22 protein-coding genes are annotated in these 20,425 nt (G+C 42.1%); 4 read left to right on the forward strand and 18 right to left on the reverse strand.

Going from position 1 to position 20,425, the window contains the following annotated elements:
• Positions 1 to 26 precede the first annotated feature (26 nt).
• The 11 genes from AOG27_RS03200 to AOG27_RS03250 form a co-directional block, all read right to left on the reverse strand.
• A complete protein-coding gene (locus AOG27_RS03200) occupies positions 27 to 815 on the reverse strand; it encodes a putative porin (RefSeq protein ID WP_054551566.1) in 789 nt (262 codons plus the stop codon).
• Between the two features lie 220 nt (positions 816 to 1,035).
• Positions 1,036 to 1,410 carry a PH domain-containing protein gene (locus tag AOG27_RS03205; protein ID WP_054551567.1) on the reverse strand — a complete coding sequence of 125 codons (375 nt, stop codon included), beginning with the start codon at positions 1,408 to 1,410 and terminating at the stop codon, positions 1,036 to 1,038.
• Between the two features lie 2 nt (positions 1,411 to 1,412).
• The gene (locus AOG27_RS03210; RefSeq protein WP_054551568.1) at positions 1,413 to 2,321 is read right to left on the reverse strand and encodes an ABC transporter ATP-binding protein; all 909 of its coding nucleotides are present in this window, start codon (positions 2,319 to 2,321) and stop codon (positions 1,413 to 1,415) included.
• Positions 2,318 to 3,136 (reverse strand): ABC transporter permease, encoded by an 819-nt coding sequence (locus tag AOG27_RS03215; RefSeq protein WP_054551569.1) that lies wholly within the window; start codon positions 3,134 to 3,136, stop codon positions 2,318 to 2,320. Before AOG27_RS03215 ends, AOG27_RS03210 begins: the two co-directional genes overlap by 4 nt.
• A gap of 115 nt (positions 3,137 to 3,251) precedes the next feature.
• Positions 3,252 to 4,430 (reverse strand): cystathionine beta-lyase, encoded by a 1,179-nt coding sequence (locus tag AOG27_RS03220; protein WP_054551570.1) that lies wholly within the window; start codon positions 4,428 to 4,430, stop codon positions 3,252 to 3,254.
• Between the two features lie 19 nt (positions 4,431 to 4,449).
• Entirely contained in the window at positions 4,450 to 5,367 is a 918-nt protein-coding gene (gene nudC / locus AOG27_RS03225) for an NAD(+) diphosphatase (protein ID WP_054551571.1), read from the reverse strand.
• Positions 5,368 to 5,481: 114 nt separating this feature from the next.
• Positions 5,482 to 6,276: a glucosamine-6-phosphate deaminase gene (nagB, locus tag AOG27_RS03230; RefSeq protein ID WP_054551572.1), complete on the reverse strand. Its 795-nt coding sequence runs from the start codon at positions 6,274 to 6,276 to the stop codon at positions 5,482 to 5,484.
• Positions 6,277 to 6,486: 210 nt separating this feature from the next.
• Positions 6,487 to 7,617, reverse strand: a complete 1,131-nt coding sequence (gene nagX / locus AOG27_RS03235; RefSeq protein ID WP_054551573.1) for a transmembrane glucosamine N-acetyltransferase NagX — start codon at positions 7,615 to 7,617, stop codon at positions 6,487 to 6,489.
• Between the two features lie 63 nt (positions 7,618 to 7,680).
• The gene (nagA, locus tag AOG27_RS03240) at positions 7,681 to 8,793 is read right to left on the reverse strand and encodes an N-acetylglucosamine-6-phosphate deacetylase (protein WP_054551574.1); all 1,113 of its coding nucleotides are present in this window, start codon (positions 8,791 to 8,793) and stop codon (positions 7,681 to 7,683) included.
• Positions 8,793 to 9,707 carry an N-acetylglucosamine kinase gene (nagK, locus tag AOG27_RS03245; RefSeq protein ID WP_054551575.1) on the reverse strand — a complete coding sequence of 305 codons (915 nt, stop codon included), beginning with the start codon at positions 9,705 to 9,707 and terminating at the stop codon, positions 8,793 to 8,795. The genes nagA and nagK overlap by 1 nt, the downstream gene beginning before the upstream one ends.
• A 370-nt stretch (positions 9,708 to 10,077) precedes the next feature.
• Entirely contained in the window at positions 10,078 to 10,572 is a 495-nt protein-coding gene (locus AOG27_RS03250; protein WP_054551576.1) for an NYN domain-containing protein, read from the reverse strand.
• A 155-nt stretch (positions 10,573 to 10,727) separates the two neighbouring features.
• Between AOG27_RS03250 and AOG27_RS03255 the strand changes: the two genes are divergently transcribed.
• Together AOG27_RS03255 and AOG27_RS03260 are read left to right on the forward strand one after the other, a co-directional pair.
• Entirely contained in the window at positions 10,728 to 11,342 is a 615-nt protein-coding gene (locus AOG27_RS03255; RefSeq protein ID WP_054551577.1) for a hypothetical protein, read from the forward strand.
• Positions 11,339 to 12,091 (forward strand): DUF3307 domain-containing protein, encoded by a 753-nt coding sequence (locus AOG27_RS03260; RefSeq protein WP_054551578.1) that lies wholly within the window; start codon positions 11,339 to 11,341, stop codon positions 12,089 to 12,091. Before AOG27_RS03255 ends, AOG27_RS03260 begins: the two co-directional genes overlap by 4 nt.
• Positions 12,092 to 12,133: 42 nt before the next feature.
• On the opposite strand, the gene AOG27_RS03265 is transcribed toward AOG27_RS03260, so the two are convergent.
• The 7 genes from AOG27_RS03265 to aspS all read right to left on the reverse strand — a co-directional run bounded on the left by AOG27_RS03265 (position 12,134) and on the right by aspS (position 18,813).
• Positions 12,134 to 13,582, reverse strand: a complete 1,449-nt coding sequence (locus AOG27_RS03265) for a DEAD/DEAH box helicase (protein ID WP_054551579.1) — start codon at positions 13,580 to 13,582, stop codon at positions 12,134 to 12,136.
• Positions 13,583 to 13,785: 203 nt separating this feature from the next.
• A complete protein-coding gene (locus AOG27_RS03270) occupies positions 13,786 to 14,628 on the reverse strand; it encodes an isopenicillin N synthase family dioxygenase (protein ID WP_054551580.1) in 843 nt (280 codons plus the stop codon).
• 168 nt (positions 14,629 to 14,796) lie between these two features.
• Positions 14,797 to 15,531, reverse strand: coding sequence for an alpha/beta hydrolase (locus AOG27_RS03275; RefSeq protein ID WP_054551581.1), 735 nt, complete (start codon positions 15,529 to 15,531; stop codon positions 14,797 to 14,799).
• Positions 15,525 to 16,109, reverse strand: a complete 585-nt coding sequence (locus AOG27_RS03280; RefSeq protein ID WP_054551582.1) for a GNAT family N-acetyltransferase — start codon at positions 16,107 to 16,109, stop codon at positions 15,525 to 15,527. Before AOG27_RS03280 ends, AOG27_RS03275 begins: the two co-directional genes overlap by 7 nt.
• A 31-nt stretch (positions 16,110 to 16,140) precedes the next feature.
• Positions 16,141 to 16,731 (reverse strand): pentapeptide repeat-containing protein, encoded by a 591-nt coding sequence (locus AOG27_RS03285; protein ID WP_235373734.1) that lies wholly within the window; start codon positions 16,729 to 16,731, stop codon positions 16,141 to 16,143.
• Positions 16,728 to 16,934 (reverse strand): hypothetical protein, encoded by a 207-nt coding sequence (locus AOG27_RS03290; protein WP_054551583.1) that lies wholly within the window; start codon positions 16,932 to 16,934, stop codon positions 16,728 to 16,730. The genes AOG27_RS03285 and AOG27_RS03290 overlap by 4 nt, the downstream gene beginning before the upstream one ends.
• Positions 16,935 to 17,043: 109 nt before the next feature.
• Entirely contained in the window at positions 17,044 to 18,813 is a 1,770-nt protein-coding gene (gene aspS / locus AOG27_RS03295; protein ID WP_054551584.1) for an aspartate--tRNA ligase, read from the reverse strand.
• A gap of 227 nt (positions 18,814 to 19,040) precedes the next feature.
• Between aspS and AOG27_RS03300 the strand changes: the two genes are divergently transcribed.
• Both AOG27_RS03300 and AOG27_RS03305 read left to right on the forward strand, forming a co-directional pair.
• Positions 19,041 to 19,889 (forward strand): DUF72 domain-containing protein, encoded by an 849-nt coding sequence (locus tag AOG27_RS03300; RefSeq protein WP_054551585.1) that lies wholly within the window; start codon positions 19,041 to 19,043, stop codon positions 19,887 to 19,889.
• 22 nt (positions 19,890 to 19,911) lie between these two features.
• Positions 19,912 to 20,406 (forward strand): M48 family metallopeptidase, encoded by a 495-nt coding sequence (locus AOG27_RS03305; RefSeq protein ID WP_054551586.1) that lies wholly within the window; start codon positions 19,912 to 19,914, stop codon positions 20,404 to 20,406.
• Positions 20,407 to 20,425 lie beyond the last annotated feature (19 nt).

Genomic DNA, 20,425 nt, shown 5'->3' on the forward strand with positions numbered 1-20,425 from the left:
GCTTTTTTATATCATCAAATTAATGATTAAAACTGTAAGCTTAGGTTTGCAAAGTATGCATCGTAGTCTGAGTCATCCCAGTTGTTTGCATAACCAGCTTTTAAGCCAACGTTTTTATTAAAGAAGTGCTGAGCACCAAAGCTGTAGTCATCTTCTTTATTAAACGTTACAAATACTGATGTTGCTTTAGAGAAGTAGTAGTTAGAACCTAGTTCCCAAGAGCTACCACTATCATCAGTATCAGCAATTGTACCTTCAATCGTTAGGTAATTACCTTGTTGAAGATCCATAAAGTATTTAGCGCTAACCGCACGATAATCAAACTCGTCGTCTGCAGTGAACGTGAAACCTAAGTAATCAGTGCTGTTAATTTGATGATTGTACTTAAGGTCGAACATTACATAGTTATCACCATCTTCAACGTCAGTGAAAGTCGCTTTTAGAAGAAGGTTAGGGTTAAAGAAGTAACCCGCAGACACATTGAATAAATCAGTGTCTGAACCGTAATCGTAATTGCTGTAACCCGCACCGATTACAAAATCTTGTACGAAGTACTCACCGCCGATGTTAGTCACATCACCAAAGTCATCATCTGCGTACGAACCAAACACGTTAGTTGTTCTGTTGATGTATTCAAACTGGTCGTATGGACCCATCGTTTTCTTTGGTGCGAAGTAATAAGTTGAATCAACACTTACAGTGTCGTTGCCATCGGTGTCCTTGTATCCTAAATGGCTAATTGATTGGTAACTATCCGCAGCAGTCGCGGCAGTTGACAGAAGCATACTCGAAATAATAACTGCTAACTTTTTCATAAACAGATTTCCCTATTAACATTGTTTCATTGCTGTTGAAAACTAGCCTGATGGCTAAGTTGGGCACATGCTAACGTCAGAAAACTGAATGGAAACTTAACTAAGCGTTTGTTTTTACTTGATTAATTGTAATAAAGTGTCGGTAAATGTAAAGAAAAAGTTGGCCAAAACTTTCATCTTTTAGCCAACTTTTAATAAAAAAACAAGATTTGTCAGTACTTTATAAAGCAAATTGACTTATAATTCTATAAACTTCATTAATGTTATCTCCTGCTTTAAAGTCTTTACTGATTGGCGTTGGATCTGAACCAACCCAAATTTTCAGTTCAGCATCTAGGTCAAAATGCCCGGCACTTTCTTTACTAAACTTAGTAATTTTTGAGTAAGCAATACTCAGCATTTCAACTTTAGAACCGGTAACACCTTGTTTATCTATGATAATTAATCTTTTATTAGTAAAAATGAACATATCACGAATAACTTTATAGGCTTTTTGAACTGTTTCACCATCAATCAATGTATTGGCAAGCAGCTCTTCTAAGTCGTCGTTATCGACTTCACTTGCATTACCCATTAATCCACTTAATAGACCCAAAACTAGCTCTCCTTATGAAAAATTTGATTTTCGAGTGTGTGACCATTTACCAGTTGACGATACTGCCAACCTTGCTGATAACAAAATTGTAGAAGATTGATGTCAAAAGGCTCAGCGGTTTTCTCAAACTCGATCACATATTCTTTTGCTTGGCTCATATAAACATGATGTACATGGGCAAGACCAGCAAGCTTTGCTTCTACATCATCATAGTGTTGATTTAACTGCAGCGTAATAAAGTGTTTATTATCCTGCGTGCTAGAACGGGCTTGATGCTCACTTAACACCCCTTTATCGAGGTGTAAAACTTGTGAGCATAAACGCTCAAGCTCAGTTAAGTCATGGGAGCTTAAAATAAATGTTGCTTCGTTACTTAAAGAACTTACCAGCTCCCTTACCTCACGAGCATGAATTGGATCAAGGCCTGCAGTTGCTTCATCAAGCATCACTATTTCAGGTGAGCCAATTAATGCCTGTGCAATCGTCACTCGCTTACGCATACCATGAGAAAGATCATCTGGTCGTTGCTTAGCCACTTCTGATAAACCAACCAACTCTAAGACGCGAGCCGTTTCTTTTTTACGAACCGCACCACTGAGCCCTTGTAATTGGCCATAAAAGTTAAGTTGATGCGCAATACTAAAACGAGGATCAAGCTGGGCATCTTGCGGTAACGCGGTTAGCTTACCAAATAACGCCGCACTGCCTGGGGTATACCCCATTACCGATAGCTTTCCTGAGCTAGGTAAAATATAGCCACATAACAAACTGAATAACGTTGTTTTACCTGCACCATTAGGACCAACTAGCGCTACCGGTGCCCCTTTGTTTATCTCAAAGCTAACGTTATCGAGCGCTCGCTTAGCCCCGTAGTTTTTTGACAAGCCTTGTGCTTGAATTAAAACGGTCATAATGAGCTCCTTGCAAAAATTCGTTCACCAGCAACCAGTAGCACTGCCGTTTGTAAAAGTGGTAAACCAAGAGCCAGTGTCACACCTGCACGTTGACCTGCCATTAAATCAAGTTGATAGCCCGGAAATATGTAATTTAAAACCTCAAATGCAGGCCATTGCCATGTTAGTAAGCCAATCACAATATTACCGCCAGCAAAAAACAAAATAGCCAAAACAAACGCAAGACGCGATGAACGGGCAAATGTATTTAAAAAGCTCATCAAGGCAATAAATGGCATAACTGCAACAAGCAAATAAAATAACAACATAAAGCTTCGCGATAAGCCAGAAAGCAGTAAACTTGGCTCACGATAGCCAAGCATTGCAACCGTTGCCATCAAGGTAACAAATAACAATGCCGCTAAAATGAGTAGCTGCCCTAAAAAGCGGCCAATAATGATTTCTGAACGAGTCGCTCTAAGTGATAAAAAGCGTAACGTACCTCGCTGTCTGTCGCCCACTGTTTGGTCACTACATAAAAACAAACAGAAGCTTGGGAAACTAAATAAGGCAATCAGCCAATAAACGGCAAGTTCAGATTCAGGCCAATCAAGTAATTTACTGATGCCAATGGCGCCAAATGCCTGCCGAGCAAAGTCGGCAAAATCAGGTGAGCTAATCAAGGTCACAGATTGGGCAATGGGATAGCGTAAAATAAGTAGCCAACAAATGGCAAAAGCGGCAACCGCCAACAAACCACGTTTGGTCAGAAATAGTCGTACCAGCTCAAATTGGGCAATTTGTGCAAGGCGTTTAGGATGTAACTGCGTCACTCATAATCCTTAATGAATTTTATTATTAGAATTACACTAAGTTGAAACAGCTTGAATTACCAGAAAAAAAAGACCCGACAAGCGGGTCTTATGTAACAAAGTATAAACTTTTAACCTAGAGGTGGCTTTCGTACACTGCAAGCGCTTGGTCAAGATCGGCTAGTAAATCAGCCACATCTTCAAGACCAATGTGTAGCCTTATTACCGGGCCTTGTGACCAACCTGTTTCAGAGCGAAGCCCTTTCATGCTCAGGTTTGCCGTGACCAAGCTCTCATAGCCGCCCCAAGAAAAGCCCATTTTAAAATGGTGCAGGCTATCTAAAAACGCATCAATTGCTTGTTGATTACCCTGCTTCATTACAAATGAAAATAAGCCGTTGCTGCCATCAAAGTCTCGTTTAAAGAACTCATGACCCGGGCACGTTGCAAAAGCGGGATGGCGAATATGATCAACCAATGGGTGTGTTTCAAGCCATTTAGCCACTTCGATGGCGGCTTGTTCATGCTGTTTTAAACGCACAGCCATAGTACGCAGACCACGTAGCGCTAAATAAGCATCATCCGCAGAGGTGCATTGCCCTAGTAGGTATGAATTTTCTCGAAGGGTTGGCCAATACTTTTTATTAGCGACCGCCACACCCATCATCACATCAGAGTGACCAACAATGTATTTTGTCGCTGCTTGAATACTAATATCTACGCCATGCTCAAGCGGTCTAAAATGCAGACCATTACCCCAGGTGTTATCTAGCATGGTCATTACACCGCGCTCATTAGCCTTAGCAACCATGGCTGGCACATCTTGCACTTCCATAGTGATTGAACCTGGTGATTCTAAAAACAATACGCGGGTGTTATCTTTAATAAGCTCACTAATTCCTGCGCCAATTCCCGGCGGGTAATAGGTTGTTTCAATGCCTAATCCAGCCAGTATTTTGTCGCAAAAATCACGGGTTGGCTCGTAAGCGGTATCCACCATTAAAATATGATCGCCTGTTTTTACAAACGATAGCAGCGCATTGCTTATTGCAGCCGCACCTGATGGATATAGCGCACAGCCTTCGCCGCCTTCAAGTTCAGCAATTGCTTCTTGCAGAGCAAAATGTGTCGTCGTACCGCGACGGCCATAAAATAACGTTTTGTCGCCCCGTTTCTTCGCCGCTGCTTTTAAATCAGCCACTGAATCGAATACCACTGTTGATGCACGTTGCACCACAGGGTTCACAACCCCTTGTGTATATGCTTTTTTACGCCCTGCAGAGACGATTTGGGTATTTTTATTTGTCTTTGTCATAATTTGTCCAAGCTGTGCTTTACAGGTTGCGCCAGTGCTCAACCAAAAATCGAGAAATAGAATCTTGTCTGGTTAGTTTAAGATGGCTACCCTGCTCATGCCATTGGCCGAATTCATTAAGTTCAGCACGGCTAAACCATCTCGCATCGTCTAACTCGTCTTTATCTACCTGAATATCTTCTGAAACCGCTGTGGCCATAAAGCCAAACATGATTGATGATGGAAATGGCCAAGGCTGTGACGCGATATATTGAATATCTGTCACCGCAACACCGGCTTCTTCCATGACTTCGCGGGCAACGGCCTGCTCTAGTGTTTCACCTGGGTCAACAAAACCAGCAAGAGTTGAAAAAACACCGTCAGGCCAGCTTGCTTGACGGCCTAGTAAGCAGCGCTCAACTCCATCTGAAAAGGTTTTAGTCACGATCATAATCACCGCAGGATCGGTTCGCGGAAAAGTTTGATGCTGGCAGGTTTGGTTCTCACATAAACGCGAATGCCCTGCTTCAACCATATTATTTTCATGACCACAACGACCACAAAAACGGTGCGTTGCGTGCCAAAAACACAAGCCCCTTGCCAGTGCGGCAATCGAGCCTTGTTTTAGCTCAACTTGTGGGCCTAACTTGCGAATATCTACAAATTCAGCGCCATTGAGCATAGGCTCAATGAGTGAGTCTGGAACATGGCTGACATCTAAAGCAAAATGAGCCACATCATCGTCGTCTAAACCCAATAAAATGCCTTTTGATAAATCGAGATGCTCCACTTGAGATAAGCGTAAATAACACACTTCAGGACTGTCTTTAACAAATAAACTTTGATTGTTATTGACCAATAACCAGCGACTCTGAGAATTCATTTGAGCCTTTAACCACTTTGGATCTTTACGGCGATTTGATGCACGATCCAATGGCATTTGAGAGTAATTCAGCATGGCGTTCCTTGAAAATAGTTTACTCGCTAAAACTACCATAAGCGGATAATAAACCCAATTTATTACAGGCATAAAAAAAGCCCAAACTGGGCTTTTTTATTCTCTCTCACAATTTTACAAGGTCGCTAGATGCGCTTGTAGTTTTTGGTTCTCAGCTTCAATATGCTGATAGAACTCTAAATCTTCTAATTTACTCGCGGCAGCTTTATCAATGATGATCACCGCATCTTTATGAAGTTGCAGTGCTGAAGCTGGGCATTTAGCCATTAATGGGCCTTCTACCATGGCATGAACGGCATCCGCTTTACTTGCACCCGTTGCTAAAAGCACAACTTTTTTGGCTTCTAAAATAGTGCCAATGCCCATAGTGATTGATAAATGCGGTTGATATTCGCCTTCTGCAAAAAATCGTGCATTGTCTTCAATCGTCGCTTTCGTCAGTGTTTTTACACGGGTGCGTGATGTCAAACCTGATGAAGGTTCGTTAAAACCGATGTGACCATTACGGCCAATACCAAGTAGTTGTACGTCAACACCACCAGCCGCTGTGATTTTTTGCTCATATTCAGTACAAGCAATAAGCGGATTTACTGCATCACCCGGCGGTACATGGGTGTTTTGTTTATCGATATCAACATGGTTAAACAGCTGCTCATTCATAAAGTAACGGTAACTTTGAGGATGCTCGCCAGTTAAACCTAAGTATTCGTCTAAGTTAAATGTTGTCGCTTGGCTAAACGAAATATCGCCAGCTTTATTTTTTTCGATCAGTTGTTGGTACAAAGCAACAGGTGTTGAACCTGTGGCAAGACCGAGTACCGAGGCTGGTTTTTTTAGTAATTGTTTAGCAAAGATGTTGGCACCATACGCTGCAACTTGGGCTGCATCATCAAGAATCACTATTTGCATATCGATTAGCTCTAATTATAAGTTGGAAAAAAATGGGACCTAAAACCCAACCCCACGTGCAATCGAGCTGGGTTTTAGATCAAACCACTGCCAGGATACGGTGCAGTAGCTACAACCATTATGACAACGCTGTCATTATCACTTCTAGTTTTATCTTTGTAAAGTAAAAGTGAATAAAAAATTACTCTTTTTGTTAGTGTTTAATAATTATCAAACGCTAACAAAGATCTTACGGCGATACATCCAATGCAACACCAGCATTTGTACTGCTAATAATGCAATTACCGCCATCAAGGGTTGCCATGCCGCTGGCACAGCTCGAACCACCCCACCAAATACGCTTTGGCTTACATAACCCCAATTCACTAGACTTGACGCTAAATAAATAATAATCGAGTTTGCACCTATGATCACAAATGGATACGCAGCGCGTTGCCCCGGTAAAATATCAACCAGTGCATAAAATACGGCGAGCAATATGGCACTCCAGCCAACGGTCACAAGCACAAATGAGCTGGTCCAAAGTTCTTTATTTACTGGGAACTGTAAATCCCATAACCAGCCTAAGCATACACTTACCACACCTGCGGCGAACAATAAGGCGGTCATTTTCCACTCGCCAATTTGCTGAGCACGTGCCACTAATTGACCTGCAAACACACCCATTAATGCATTAACTATCGCAGGGATATTCGACAACACACCTTCTGGGTCTACCACACGGTTTTGATAACTAATCCCCGGCAGTAAATATGCATCAAACCATGCATTCCAACTTCCTGCAGCTGAAAGGTCACCAGCACTGCCACCCGGCACTGGAACAAAACAAAGTAGTAACCAATAACCCACTAAAATAGCTGCAGCGGTAATAATTTGTGTTCGTACACCAGTATGCCAAACCAACATTGCACAGAAAAACCATGCAATAGCGATGCGGCCAAGCACACTGGCATAGCGAATTTCATCCAACGCCATCGGCATCCCTGTGCCCCAGCCGTGGTTATACAAAATACCCAATAAACACAATAGTAAAAGACGTTTACCTGCCTTGCGGTAATACACTTTGCGCTCATCAAACGGAAAATGGTCAATGCGTTTCGGGGCTAACCCCATCGCCACACCCGATAAGAATATAAACAATGGGAAAATCAGATCGTAAAATGTGAAGCCATGCCAAACGCTGTGCACAGTGTGTGCTTCAAAAACTTTCCAGCCAGTCCAGCCTGTTAAAACGAAGAGCGCTGCGAATAGTGACTGTCCGCCTAATATCCAAAACATATCCATGCCGCGCAGTGCATCCAGCGATGCCAAACGTTTTCTTGTTGGTTGTGTTGTTGTCATTGTATTACCTTAAATAGAAAAAGCCCCGCGATACAACGGCGGGGTTTTTACCAGGGAAGCTTGTTATAGCGCTTTTCCAGCAATAAAGGTGGCTTGTACATTTTGCTGTGCGTCTAACACCACAAAGTCAGCGTCAAACCCGCTCAGTAAGCGACCTTTTTTATGTAAACCTAAATATTGTGCAGGATAAAGTGATGCCATACGTAAGCTCTCAGCAAGGCTAACATCCAATGTGTTCACTGTGTTGCGCACCGCACTTGCCATATCAAGTACGCTGCCTGCTAATTCACCGGTCGTTGAATTTAATCTATCGCCAGTCCGAATAACTTTACGGCCATCAAAGAAATCAAACTCCATATCATCAGTCCCCACAGGTGGCATTGCATCTGTGACTAACATAATTTTTCCGCGCTGTTTGCTGCGAATTGCTAATTTAGCTGATGATGGGTGTACATGGTGACCATCAACAATTAAACCGCACCAGCTGTTATCATCCCAAAGTGCAGCACCCACAACACCAGGCTCTCGCGATGTAAATGCTGACATAGCATTAAATAAGTGGGTAAAACCATCTGCCCCTGCAGCAAGTGCTGCATTTGTGGTCGCAAAGTCTGCATTGGTGTGGCCAATACACACTTTTACACCACTCTCCACTAAGCGTGCGATATCATCAGCACTGACATTTTCAGGTGCTAAGGTAACCATTTTAATGCCTAAGTCTTGGCGGGCGTAAATTGCAAATTCTTGTTCTGTAATAGGGCGAATGAATTGCTCGCTGTGGGTGCCTTTTTTCGGCAATGAAAGGTGCGGGCCTTCGAAGTGCACACCCATTACGCCCGGAACACCTTCAGCAATTGCTTGTGCAGTGGCATCGGCCGCTTTTGCCATGACTTCGACTTGGTCAGTGATCAGGGTTGGCATAATCGCTGTTGAACCAAACTGACCATGTGCTTTGGCTATTCTATCTAAGCAATCTGGCGTTTGTTCAGCGTTAAAAAACGCCCCGCCACCGCCATTCACTTGTACATCAATAAAACCAGGGGCCACTAAACCCGTTAATGCAACGGCATTAGCATCTGCTTCCACACGCTTGAACACACCGTTATCGACGCTAAAATACACATCAGATAAAAATTCGTCACCGGTAAACAATGAACTTGCATGATAAATCGTCATTACAAACTTACCTCTTGGTTTTGTTCAAAGACAGATTGCTGAGCAAAATACACCGCGCCCATTTCCGGTGGTTGAATAGGAGATTCAACGCGTTTCGCAATATCTTCTGCAAGCCACTTATTTAATGGCTCGGCTAAACCGCCAATCATAGATAACCGTGGCGGGTTATTCTCTAATAAGCGCTGCGCTAATTTACTAACGTAATCAGCCCCTTCTTTCACAATGGAGATAGCAACTTTGTCATTATTATTGGCTGCTTCAAATACATAACGGGCTAATTTGGCAAAACTACTCGAAGGCTGACCAGACATTTGTTCAACAATTGCCATCGCATTGTCAGCTGCAAAATGCTCGGTGATCACGTTAGTTAGGTTTGTTGCTTCGCCTAGGCCATCAAGGTCTAACAAGGTCGCTTTTATTGCTTCAAGACCCATCCAGGCGCCGCTGCCTTTATCACCTAAGGCAAAGCCATGACCACCAAAGTTAGTTGTGCGACCATTTACGCAAGAAAAACCGCAAGAGCCAGTGCCTGTGATGATCACCGCACCATCACTCCCTTCGTGTGCACCGATACAGGCTGTATGTAAGTCGGTGGTGAGGAACATTTGTTTGAATGGATGCTCCCATTCCATAATCTTGTCGTACAAACTTGGCAGGTTTACACCTGCTAAACCTAAGCCGGCATAAAGCTGATGAACGGTTTCAAGCGGTAAACCCGCATCACGAAGTGCTAATTGTGTTGAGACCATAATTGATTCGAGAGTACGTTCCAAACCATGTAATGGATTTGCAGGACCACCTAGGCCAGTTCCTAATACACCTTGTTTAACAGAGTAGATAGTTGCTCGACATTTCGTTCCGCCACCATCAATACCAATAAACAATTGGTCCTCATTCACACTCTTCGCCATCATTTAACGACCCCTAGCCTTCGTTTAGTTTTTGTCTAAATCGCATTATTTTTCTTATCAGAATGCGAAATCATCTCAACATTTGTTGATTTAATGTTACACAACAAATGACAGCGTTGTCATTATATTTTTTATAAAAATTCGTATAACTTTCATATTTATTTTTAATTTATTGAATTAAAACGCTTTATTTAACAGACAAGAAAATTAGAAACCACATCAACAATGTCCTATAACACCTTTATTTATGCTTTTTTGCATAATTTAGTGCGTTGTGCGTGACTATTCCTTTATTTATCATCAAGTGTAGCTAATGTTAGCTTAGCTGAAATAATACTTTAGTTAAACATTTTATTTTTATAGGAATATTTTTTCACCTTGATAGTAGCAGTGAATCGTCAATACAATGAAATTCAGCAGCAGATTGCTTTAAAATATCAGCGGTGAGGTGCTCTGCCCCATAGACATCACACGGTAGCTGATACTTATTCGCTAAGTGACCAAGTAATAATGCAAAATCACCATCACCCGAAAGTAATACCATTTTATCGAGCTGCTTAGCATGCTCTAGCATGTCAATGGTAATGCCAACATCCCAATCCCCTTTCGCACTGCCATCTTTGCGCTGAATAAAAGGTTTCAGTTTTACCTCAAAGCCAATTGCGCGCAGAATATTTTGAAACTGCGATTGCTTTTCATCGCCACGATATATTGCATACGCAATGGCGCAATCAATTTGGTAGAGTTCGCTCATTTGTGCCCAAAAGGCATTGTAGTCAAAGTTTTTCTTGTAGCTTTCTCTACAGGTGTAATAAATGTTTTGTACATCTACAAAGATACCGACTTTTGGCTTATCAACTGCTGACATAAATTTTCTGTTTTTAGTGATTTGTGTTCACTGTAGCATATCTAGGTTGATATTTACGAAAAAGTAACCTAAATTGGTTACATAAAATAAAGTAACCAAATTTGGTTACTTATTGCGATGTAACTAAATTAAGTTACTTAATCTAAGGGATCATAATGATTGCGGTGATCAGCGGTGATTTAATTAAATCACAAAAAATTCCACAGCAAGAATACGACGCCATGCTTTATCAGCTTGATCAAAGCTTGCGCTTTGTTGCTAAGCGCTTTAATGCAAGCTTTACCATTTACCGTGGCGATGCATTGCAAATACAGCTAACAGAGCCAGAGCTTGTATGTCATGCAGCAATCTTGTTGTATTTGCAAATGAAAGCAGCCAATTACGAGCTGCGACAAAGCTTGGCTATTGGCTCACTCGATAACCCCCGCGCCGATATTAAAACAGCCACAGGCAGTGCTTATACCTTATCTGGCCGTGGTTTAGATAATATGAGCCAGCAACGCTTAGTGTTAAATATTGAAAATAACGCCCTTGAAGAAGGCTTTGCGCTTAATATTGCGCTTGTTGAAGTCCTGCTTGAAAAAATGAGTCAAAAGCAGGCTAATGCCCTGTTTTATTATTTAACCGCCGAGAATAATAGCCATGCAGAGCTTGCCAAAGAGCTAAATACAAGCCGAGAGAATGTCACTAAGTTACTCAACCTAGCCCATTATCAACTTATCGAGCGCTTTATAAATTATAGCCAAACCACACTCAAAGGATTGTTATGACCAGTTTTGCTCTACTACTCACCGCGTTAGTACTGGGCCACTTACTTGCTGACTTTTATTGGCAGCCAATGAGCTGGGTGCACGATAGAAACAACCGTCACTTTCGTGCCAGTAAGCTCTATTTGCACGTATTGACGCATGGTGTGACCTCTTTAGCGTTGCTCACACTGTGGGAATACACCTACGGCTGGCAAGAGTTCTCTCGTGTATTGTTAGCAACGGTTGCGATTATGCTAAGCCACTATGTCATTGACTTGGCAAAGTCATATTCAAATAAAGGCGTAGTGCCGTTTTTACTCGACCAGTTGGCACATCTTGTTGTGATTGTAATGCTGAGCGTTTGGCTTAGTGATAAGAATGAATTTTATAGCTTAGCGTGGCAAAAGCTGATTGCCCTCGATACCTTGTTTGTTATTGCAGCTTATTTATTGGTGCTTAACCCAAGCTCTGTGTTTATTCGCATGATGCTAGAGAAAATCAATATTCAGATAAACAATGAAGGAAGTATTCCTGCTGCAGGGCATTTTATAGGCTTGCTCGAGCGAGTGTTAATGTTGAGCTTTATCTTGCTAGGTGAATACGGCGGCGTGGGCTTTCTGCTGGCGGCCAAGTCTATCTTTCGATTCGGTGATTTAAAAGAAAGTAGCGAAAAACAACTCACTGAATATGTCATGCTGGGCACTTTATTAAGTGTCACCGTGACACTCTTTATTGGTGTCGCCACCTTATATTGCATTAAACTCATTTAAAACAAAAAACGCGCAATTGCGCGTTTTTTGTTTTTACTGCTATTAACTATCCGCAGCGGGCTTACGTCTTGGGCGAGATGGCCCCGATACACGCTGACGATTACCCGCAGGTTTATTACCTGTTGGTTTAGTGTTATTTGATTTATTCCCGTTGTTAGCGCCTTTTTGGTTTTGGCCTTGCTCTTTACCCTTACCCTGCCACTTACCTTGTGAAGGACGCTTTTGCGATTTAGGTTTTGGCTTTTGTGCAGGTTTTGCTGCACCTTGACCATCTTGAGCTGGTGCTTTTGGCTTTTTCGGTTTCTTTGGCTTTTTCGGCTTGATTGGACGCGTATCTAGCGGCTTTTCAGCAACCGGTTTGCTTGGCTCAAAACCTGCTTCGGTTGCACGCGGAATAAGCTCACCAATAAAGCGCTCAATACCATATAAATCGTCGGCATCATCTACTGTTACAAACGAAATAGCATGACCCGATGCACCCGCTCGGCCTGTACGGCCAATACGGTGTACGTAATCTTCATAAATATTCGGTAGATCGTAGTTAACAACGTGAGGTAGCTCAACAATATCAAGACCACGGGCAACGATATCGGTTGCAACTAATACGCGCACTTCACCCGATTTAAAACCTTCGAGTGCTTTAACGCGAGCGCCTTGCGATTTATTCCCGTGAATGGCTGCGCCGACAATATCATCGCGTTCAAGCTGCTTAACTAAACGATTCGCACCATGCTTAGTACGACAAAATACCAATACTTGCTGCCAATCGTTAGTACGGATCAGGTGGCTAAGCAATGCTGTTTTACGTGGTTTATCTAGCGCATAAACAGATTGAGTAACCGTTTTAGCCGTGGTGTTTTTTGCCGCAACTGAAATCTCAACGGGGTCATTAATGAGCCCTTTTGCAAGTTCACGAATTTCATCAGAGAACGTCGCTGAGAACATCAGGTTTTGACGTTTAGCAGGCAATTTAGCAATGATACGTTTGATGTCATGAATAAAGCCCATATCAAGCATACGGTCTGCTTCATCAAGGATCAGCACTTCTAAATCATCAAACTTAACAGCATTTTGATTGTGCAGATCTAATAAACGACCAGGTGTGGCCACTAAAATATCAACACCTTTACGAAGGCGCATCATTTGCGGGTTAATTTTAACGCCGCCATAAACAACAAATGAGCTAACATTTGAATGCTTAGCATATTGCTCAACATTTTCGCTTACTTGTAAAGCTAGCTCACGAGTTGGTGCCAATACTAATGCACGTACTTTATTGCCACCGGCTTTAGGGCCTTTTGACAAACGCTCGATTAACGGCAGTGTAAAACCTGCTGTTTTACCTGTACCAGTTTGCGCTGCGGCCATAACATCACGGCCTTCAATGATCGCAGGGATAGCTTGTGATTGAATAGGCGTTGGTGCTTCATAGCCCTTTTCTAAAACTGCATTTACTAAAGCTGGTGATAAACCTAACCCATCAAAACTCATACTATCTCTCTTTAAAAATTTCAGCCGATTCGGCGAAGTGCGCGCATTATACCTAGGATAGTCAATAATGCATGGAATTATTTGCAAACTAGCACTTAATAGCGAACTGAGCAGCCTAATTTCAGGCATAAAAAAAGCGGCTCAAATGCCGCTTTGTCTTATATACCCAAATCACCTCAAGGTGGTTCGGGTATAACCAATCTTTACTTGACACCAAGTTCGCGTAAACGCTCTTGTAAGTAGCTGTCTGCTGTGTAACGCTCAGAAAGCACAACATCAGGACGCGGGTGTAAGAATAGCGGTAACGAAATACGTGATTTCGTTGACGCTTTACCCGTTGGGTTGATCACGCGGTGAATCGTTGATGGAAAGTAACCACCTGACGCTTCTTGTAACATGTCACCAATATTGATGATCAGGTTACCAAAATCACATGGTACGTCTAACCAACCACCATCTGTTTTTTGTACTTGTAAACCTGGCTCATTTGCCGCAGGTAATACAGTTAGTAGATTGATGTCGCCATGCGCTGCTGCACGGATTGCACCTGGCTCTTCATCACCTGTCATTGGTGGGTAATGAAGAATACGCAGAAGTGTTTGCTCAGAGTTAGCAATCATATCTTTAAGGTCGATAGAGAACTTAGCGCGCACCTCTTCTGGTGCTTCAGCTTGAACCCAGCTTAATAATGTTGCTGCAAACTCATTCGCTAAACGGTAGTACTCACGGATTTCTTCTTCTAGCTGTGCTGGAACGCGGCCTTTTGGATAAACGTGGTAGTACTCTTTAATATCTTTAACGGTAAAGCCTTTTGCAACTTCTGACACTGATGGTGGGAAGTAACCATCTTGTGTTTCTTTTGAAAATAAAAACTCGTGCTTTTGCTCAGAATTAAAGAATTCTTGCCAATTTTTGTAAATAGACTCAACTAATGACTGAGGGATTGGGTGATTTTTTAGTACACCGAAACCTGTGTTTCTTAGTGACTCAACAAATTGAGCGGCCGCATCGCTCGCTTTATAATCAACGGTAGGTAAATGTTGCATTTGTCTTTTCCAGTGAATAAGGTTCAAGAAGTCTGTGCTAAGCATAGCATTTCTTCATTATAGCGCTTCGCGAGGATAGAGAAACACAGGTAAAAACATAAGGACTTATGTCCGCTCAACCTTGCTTAGCTCCTTAACTTTGATACAGATCAAGCAACAAATCATTTGCTATTTATTAGCAAGTAAAAATGCGTTGAGCTCTTTACTCATTCGTTCTACAAGCGCTTTTGGGCCACCATCATACATATCGTTATGGCGCGAATCTTTAAGCTTAATTTGCGTCACTGGGTACATAGCAAGTTCTTGCGGCGTTAGCAATACGTTGTCATCTGCTGGGTAATCGCTACCGCGTAGTGTCAGTACAGCAATATTATTGTTTCTTGGGGTCAGCATACGGCGATGATCAAGGGTGATCAGCTTAGCCACCTTAGCAGGATAAATAGCGGCATATAACGCTGCAATATCACCGCCATTTGAGTGCCCAAATAAAGTGAGCTGATTAAAGTCATACGCAGGATATCGCTTTGCAAGTTCTACAGCTAAAAACTCAAGGGTTTGTACACCGCGGTGCCAGTTTTCCATGCGTGTGGTCATGTAGGGTGGCTCAGGGTTTAAACTCGGATCGCCTTTTAACTCATGAGCCACTTCAACCGTTAAGTAACCATGCTGATGAAAGGCCTGCTGGGCAAATTGATAGTCTGTATGTGCCATACCGTAGCCTGCCCCAATAAACGCCACGGGGCATTTCTTTTTTATCGTGCATTTGCTATCGGCTGCTGTAATGGTCACCGGAATATGGCGTGCCCGCTCAGTATCAAACAGTGTCTCTGTTTGATTTGCAAAGGCTGTTTGCCCGCAAAGCGTTAAAGCGAGCAATAGCGCCGGCTTTTTAATATTTAACATGCTAATTTGAATTCTAAACTACGTTTAACCATAGGCCACTCACCATCAATAATTGAAAACACCACGGTGTCGCGTACGCATCCATCAGCCATTATTTGGTGATTACGAAGCACCCCATCTTGTTTCGCCCCTAAGCGAGCAATGGCATTGCGCGAAGCCTGATTATGCCAATGGGTACGAAACTCAACAGCAATCACATTAAGTATTTCAAATGCATAACTCAGTAGCAGTTTTTTACAATCAGTATTAACCCCAGTACGCTGAAAACGCTTGGCATACCAGGTATAGCCAATTTCTAAACGGCGGTTTTTACTGTCGATATTACAAAAGCGAGTTGAGCCTATCACCTCATCGGTGTGTTTATCGATGACAGCAAATGGTATTGCGCGACCAAGTGACTGTTGTTCAAACGCCATATTTAAATAATCGTCAACACGTTCTTCATTGGGCACTGAGGTAAACCAAAGCTCCCAAAGCTTTCCATCTGAAGCGGCGTTTACTAAAGCATCACGGTGCTCAAGCGTTAACGGCACTAATTTAACAAATTGACCTTCTAAGGTGATGGGGCTTAAATCCATAACTTTCCTTAACCTTAATTAGTAATAATATTTAATCCACCAGCTCTATATCGAGCCCTGCTAATAAATCCAAAGCGGCATAACGTTCAAATTTGGCCTTACTGATATTGTTAGCTGTTATATCAATGGCGAAATGACTGGCACCAATAAAATTAGCTTTACTGAGGTTGGTTTGTTGAAACAAACTGTCACGAAAGTCCGTATCAGTAAAATCAGCAGATGTTAAATCTGCATGTCTAAAATCAACATCTTTGGCAAAACAGCTACGCATTTTTAAAGCTTTTAAACTAAGTTCAAAAAAGCTGCTGTGGCTAAGTTCACAGCCAACAAAACTCACTGGAGCACGGCTGGCGAGTAGCGGCCAATCAACATCAGTAAAACGAACACTGGTTAATTTACACTGTTTAAAGCTTACTTCTTCAAGCGAGGTGTATCTAAGCCCAAGCGTAGCTAAATTACAATTTTTAAACTCACACTCTATAAACCGGCAGTTTTCAAACTGACTATTGCTAAAGTCACAGTCGATAAATTCACATTGCTCAAATTCGCAATGCGAAAATGTTTGCCCTGCAAGGTTTGCTTCAAAGGTATGCTCAAAATAAAGGGAATGGCTTGCAATCACGCGGTGGTCTCAATATCTTGTTTAAGCGCAAGTACAGCAATAAAAATAAGACCAAACAATGGAATTAGCCCTAGTAACCCACCAATAACGACCACCACGATTGGTGTTGAGGTTTTACGCTTACCTAAGAAATAGCTGATAGCGGCAAACAGTGGGAACAGAACAAGTACAAAATAACCTAAAAAAGTTGCACTGATATTCATACTCTTTCCTTGAAGAACATACCAAATATTCATTTAAGCACAAAAAAACCCTAAGGCATACACCTTAGGGTTATTATTCATTAAGCCTTATAATTCAGGTTATTATGAATTATTCAGCGTCTTTCGCTACAACATCAAGTGCAAGCTCAGTTAATGCATCTGCATTTGCTTTGCTTGGTGCATCTGTTAATAAACATGATGCTTGCGTTGTTTTAGGGAAAGCAATAACGTCACGAATGTTATCAGTACCGCATAACAGCATAACTAAACGGTCAAGACCAAACGCAAGACCTGCATGCGGTGGCGTACCGTATTTAAGTGCATCAAGTAAGAAGCCAAACTTGTCTTGCTGCTCTTGCGCTTCGATACCTAAAATTCTAAATGCTGTTTCTTGCATTTCTGCATTGTGAATACGTACCGAACCACCACCAACTTCGTAGCCGTTTAATACCATGTCGTATGCATCTGATAGTGCACCAGCTGGGTTTGCTTCAAGCTCTTCAGGAGAAATACCTTTCGGTGCAGTGAATGGGTGGTGAACCGCATGCAATGTACCTTCGTCGTCTTCTTCGAACATTGGGAAGTCAACTACCCATAATGGTTTCCAGCTATCAAGATCAGTAATACCTAAATCAACACCAATCTTAAGACGTAGCGCGCCCATCGCTTCGTTTACAACGTTACGCTTATCAGCACCAAATAAAATGATGTCGCCAGATTGTGCGTTAGTACGCTCAAGTAACTGGTTGATCACCTCTTCGTTTAAGAACTTAGCGATTGGTGACTGTACACCTTCAACGCCCGCTGCACGGTCGTTCACTTTCATCCATGCTAGGCCTTTCGCGCCATAGATACCGATGAATTTAGTGTAATCGTCGATTTGTTTACGAGAAAGCTCAGCACCGCCTGGTACAGTTAATACAGCAACACGGCCTTTTTCGTCATTAGCAGGACCAGAGAATACTTTAAACTCAACGTCTTTTACTAAATCAGCAACGTCTACAAGTTGCATTGGGTTACGTAGGTCTGGTTTATCAGAACCATATAAACGCATTGCTTCGCTGTATGGCATTACTGGGAAGTCGCCTAAGTCAACGTCTAGTAATGATTGCCACATTTCGCGGATCATTTTCTCAGTCATTGCACGCACTTCATCAGAGCTCATGAATGACGTCTCTAAATCGATTTGTGTGAATTCTGGCTGACGGTCAGCACGTAAGTCTTCGTCACGGAAACATTTAACAATTTGATAGTAACGGTCAAAGCCCGACATCATTAATAATTGTTTAAATAACTGTGGTGACTGAGGTAAAGCGTAGAAGCTACCTTTATGAACACGGCTAGGTACTAAGTAGTCACGGGCACCTTCTGGTGTTGCTTTTGTTAGTACTGGTGTTTCGATATCTAGGAAACCGTTGTCATCTAAGAAACGACGCACAAAGCTGCTCGCTTTTGCACGAAGTTTGATACGGTCGCTCATTTCAAGACGACGTAAATCTAAGTAACGGTATTTTAAGCGGCGCTCTTCAGAGTTTTGCTGATTAAAATCAAGTGGTAATGGCTCAGAACGGTTGATGATAGTTAAGCTTGTGCCTAAAATTTCAACTTCACCTGTTGCCATGTCTTTATTTACTTGGCTATCAGGGCGTGCGCGAACAACACCTTTTAACTGCACACAAAACTCTTGACGTAGTTTATTCGCAGTATCCATTAATCCTTCTACTTCAGGATCAAAAACAACTTGTACTAAACCTTCTCTGTCACGTAAATCGACGAAGATAAGACCACCAAGGTCACGGCGTTTGTTGATCCAACCACATAGTTCAACTTCTTGATCTACGTGAGATTTATTTAGCTGTCCGCAATATATAGAGCGCATAGTATTCCTGTCAGTTAAAGACTTATAGCCGCCTGCTCTTAAGAGTTCGCTATTTTGAGAGCAAAAGCCACTATACAAAGTAATCATTTAAGGCAGAGCATTATACCCAAACCATCGCAAAATGCGAGTGCCAGCAGTGCCTGTCGGGGGCTAAATATACACCCCGACTTCTGAGCAAACATTTCTTTTGATACACTAGCTAAAGTTTAAATTTATTGGTTGGTTTAATGCTGTATTTAGGTTGTCCGCAGTGGTCTAGCACCGCATGGAAAGGAAATTTACTCTCTAGTCACTGTAAAAGCGCCGACATGCTCAGTGAGTATGCGCAATCTTTTAATTCAGTCGAGGGCAACACCAGTTTTTATGCTGATCCAAGTCATGAGTCATTATTGCGCTGGCATGATGCGGTACCCGAAGACTTTAAATTTACTTTTAAGTTTCATCGGCGTTTTAGTCACGAATTACAGCTGACGAATATAACTAGTGAGCTTAATGCGTGGCTAAACTTATTTGAGCCAATTTTTGCTAAAACGGGGCAAATTATGTTACAGCTACCCCGTGCCTTTGAACCAGATGCCCTACCCCTGCTTGCAAATTTTATTGCACAACTCCCCAAACAACTTAGTTACGGTGTAGAAGTACGTCACCCCGGCTTTTTTAATAAAGATGATGCTGAAATTCGTTTAAATCAGCTGTTAATTGAAAATAATATAGATCGCATCAGCATGGATACCCGCGCTTTATTTGCTGTTCCCGCCGATACCGATGCACTCATTGATGCGCAAAAGAAAAAGCCTTATTTACCTGTGCATGCCATTGCAACAGGAAATCAGCCTATGCTGCGCTTTGTGATTGCCAGTCTTGAACATGAATACAAGTCGTATTACCAGCCATGGCTGAAAAAAGTAAAACAGTGGCTTGATGAAGGAAAATCACCCTATTTGTTTTTTCATACCGCAGATAATCGCCAGTCACCACTTTTAGCAAGACAGTTTTGCCAAGATTTAGGTTACAATCACCCCGTGCTTGCACCTTTTATAGGTGAACGCGAAGCAAGCCAAAGCAGTTTATTTTAGCGCCCGATTTATCAGAGAAAACATGAAAGATTACAGCCGTTATTTTCAAGGTTACCCGCCTCAAATCATTGAGCAAGTGTTACAGCTATTTAATGGCGACAGAGCTGCTAAATACCTAAAGGGCAAATACCCTGATGCGCATAGTATTACCAGCGATAAAGCTTTATACAATTACGCCACTGAACTAAAAAAGCGCTACCTTAAAAATGCCCTGCCTTTTGGCCGTGCTGCATTCAAAAAACAAGGCGATATGGTCACAAATGCCTTAGGTACCCATACTTTTCGTATGCAAGGTAAAACCCGAAAACACGATCTTGCCATTAATAGCGACCTACTTCGCGCACCTGAACCACTTCTCAAAGCACTCGTCGTACATGAACTGGCTCATTTTAAAGAAAAAGACCACAACAAAGCCTTCTATCAACTATGTTGCCACATGGAGCCGCAATACCATCAACTAGAACTGGATTTAAGAATATTCAGTGTGCTGGTAGGTGAAGGGAAAAATCCTTACTAAAGATATAAGTAAAAATAAT

It is taken from the genome of Pseudoalteromonas lipolytica (assembly GCF_001306915.1).
Lineage (GTDB): Bacteria > Pseudomonadota > Gammaproteobacteria > Enterobacterales > Alteromonadaceae > Pseudoalteromonas > Pseudoalteromonas simplex.

What these genes read in the sequence shown, in the direction of transcription:
- AOG27_RS03200 (WP_054551566.1), bottom strand. Translation starts at nt 815, where the DNA reads ATGAAAAAGTTAGCAGTTATTATTTCGAGTATGCTTCTGTCAACTGCC.
- AOG27_RS03210 (WP_054551568.1), bottom strand. Translation starts at nt 2,321, where the DNA reads ATGACCGTTTTAATTCAAGCACAAGGCTTGTCAAAAAACTACGGGGCT.
- AOG27_RS03220 (WP_054551570.1), bottom strand. Translation starts at nt 4,430, where the DNA reads ATGACAAAGACAAATAAAAATACCCAAATCGTCTCTGCAGGGCGTAAA.
- nudC (WP_054551571.1), bottom strand. Translation starts at nt 5,367, where the DNA reads ATGCTGAATTACTCTCAAATGCCATTGGATCGTGCATCAAATCGCCGT.
- nagB (WP_054551572.1), bottom strand. Translation starts at nt 6,276, where the DNA reads ATGCAAATAGTGATTCTTGATGATGCAGCCCAAGTTGCAGCGTATGGT.
- nagX (WP_054551573.1), bottom strand. Translation starts at nt 7,617, where the DNA reads ATGACAACAACACAACCAACAAGAAAACGTTTGGCATCGCTGGATGCA.
- nagA (WP_054551574.1), bottom strand. Translation starts at nt 8,793, where the DNA reads ATGACGATTTATCATGCAAGTTCATTGTTTACCGGTGACGAATTTTTA.
- nagK (WP_054551575.1), bottom strand. Translation starts at nt 9,707, where the DNA reads ATGATGGCGAAGAGTGTGAATGAGGACCAATTGTTTATTGGTATTGAT.
- AOG27_RS03250 (WP_054551576.1), bottom strand. Translation starts at nt 10,572, where the DNA reads ATGTCAGCAGTTGATAAGCCAAAAGTCGGTATCTTTGTAGATGTACAA.
- AOG27_RS03255 (WP_054551577.1), top strand. Translation starts at nt 10,728, where the DNA reads ATGATTGCGGTGATCAGCGGTGATTTAATTAAATCACAAAAAATTCCA.
- AOG27_RS03260 (WP_054551578.1), top strand. Translation starts at nt 11,339, where the DNA reads ATGACCAGTTTTGCTCTACTACTCACCGCGTTAGTACTGGGCCACTTA.
- AOG27_RS03265 (WP_054551579.1), bottom strand. Translation starts at nt 13,582, where the DNA reads ATGAGTTTTGATGGGTTAGGTTTATCACCAGCTTTAGTAAATGCAGTT.
- AOG27_RS03270 (WP_054551580.1), bottom strand. Translation starts at nt 14,628, where the DNA reads ATGCAACATTTACCTACCGTTGATTATAAAGCGAGCGATGCGGCCGCT.
- AOG27_RS03275 (WP_054551581.1), bottom strand. Translation starts at nt 15,531, where the DNA reads ATGTTAAATATTAAAAAGCCGGCGCTATTGCTCGCTTTAACGCTTTGC.
- AOG27_RS03280 (WP_054551582.1), bottom strand. Translation starts at nt 16,109, where the DNA reads ATGGATTTAAGCCCCATCACCTTAGAAGGTCAATTTGTTAAATTAGTG.
- AOG27_RS03290 (WP_054551583.1), bottom strand. Translation starts at nt 16,934, where the DNA reads ATGAATATCAGTGCAACTTTTTTAGGTTATTTTGTACTTGTTCTGTTC.
- aspS (WP_054551584.1), bottom strand. Translation starts at nt 18,813, where the DNA reads ATGCGCTCTATATATTGCGGACAGCTAAATAAATCTCACGTAGATCAA.
- AOG27_RS03300 (WP_054551585.1), top strand. Translation starts at nt 19,041, where the DNA reads ATGCTGTATTTAGGTTGTCCGCAGTGGTCTAGCACCGCATGGAAAGGA.
- AOG27_RS03305 (WP_054551586.1), top strand. Translation starts at nt 19,912, where the DNA reads ATGAAAGATTACAGCCGTTATTTTCAAGGTTACCCGCCTCAAATCATT.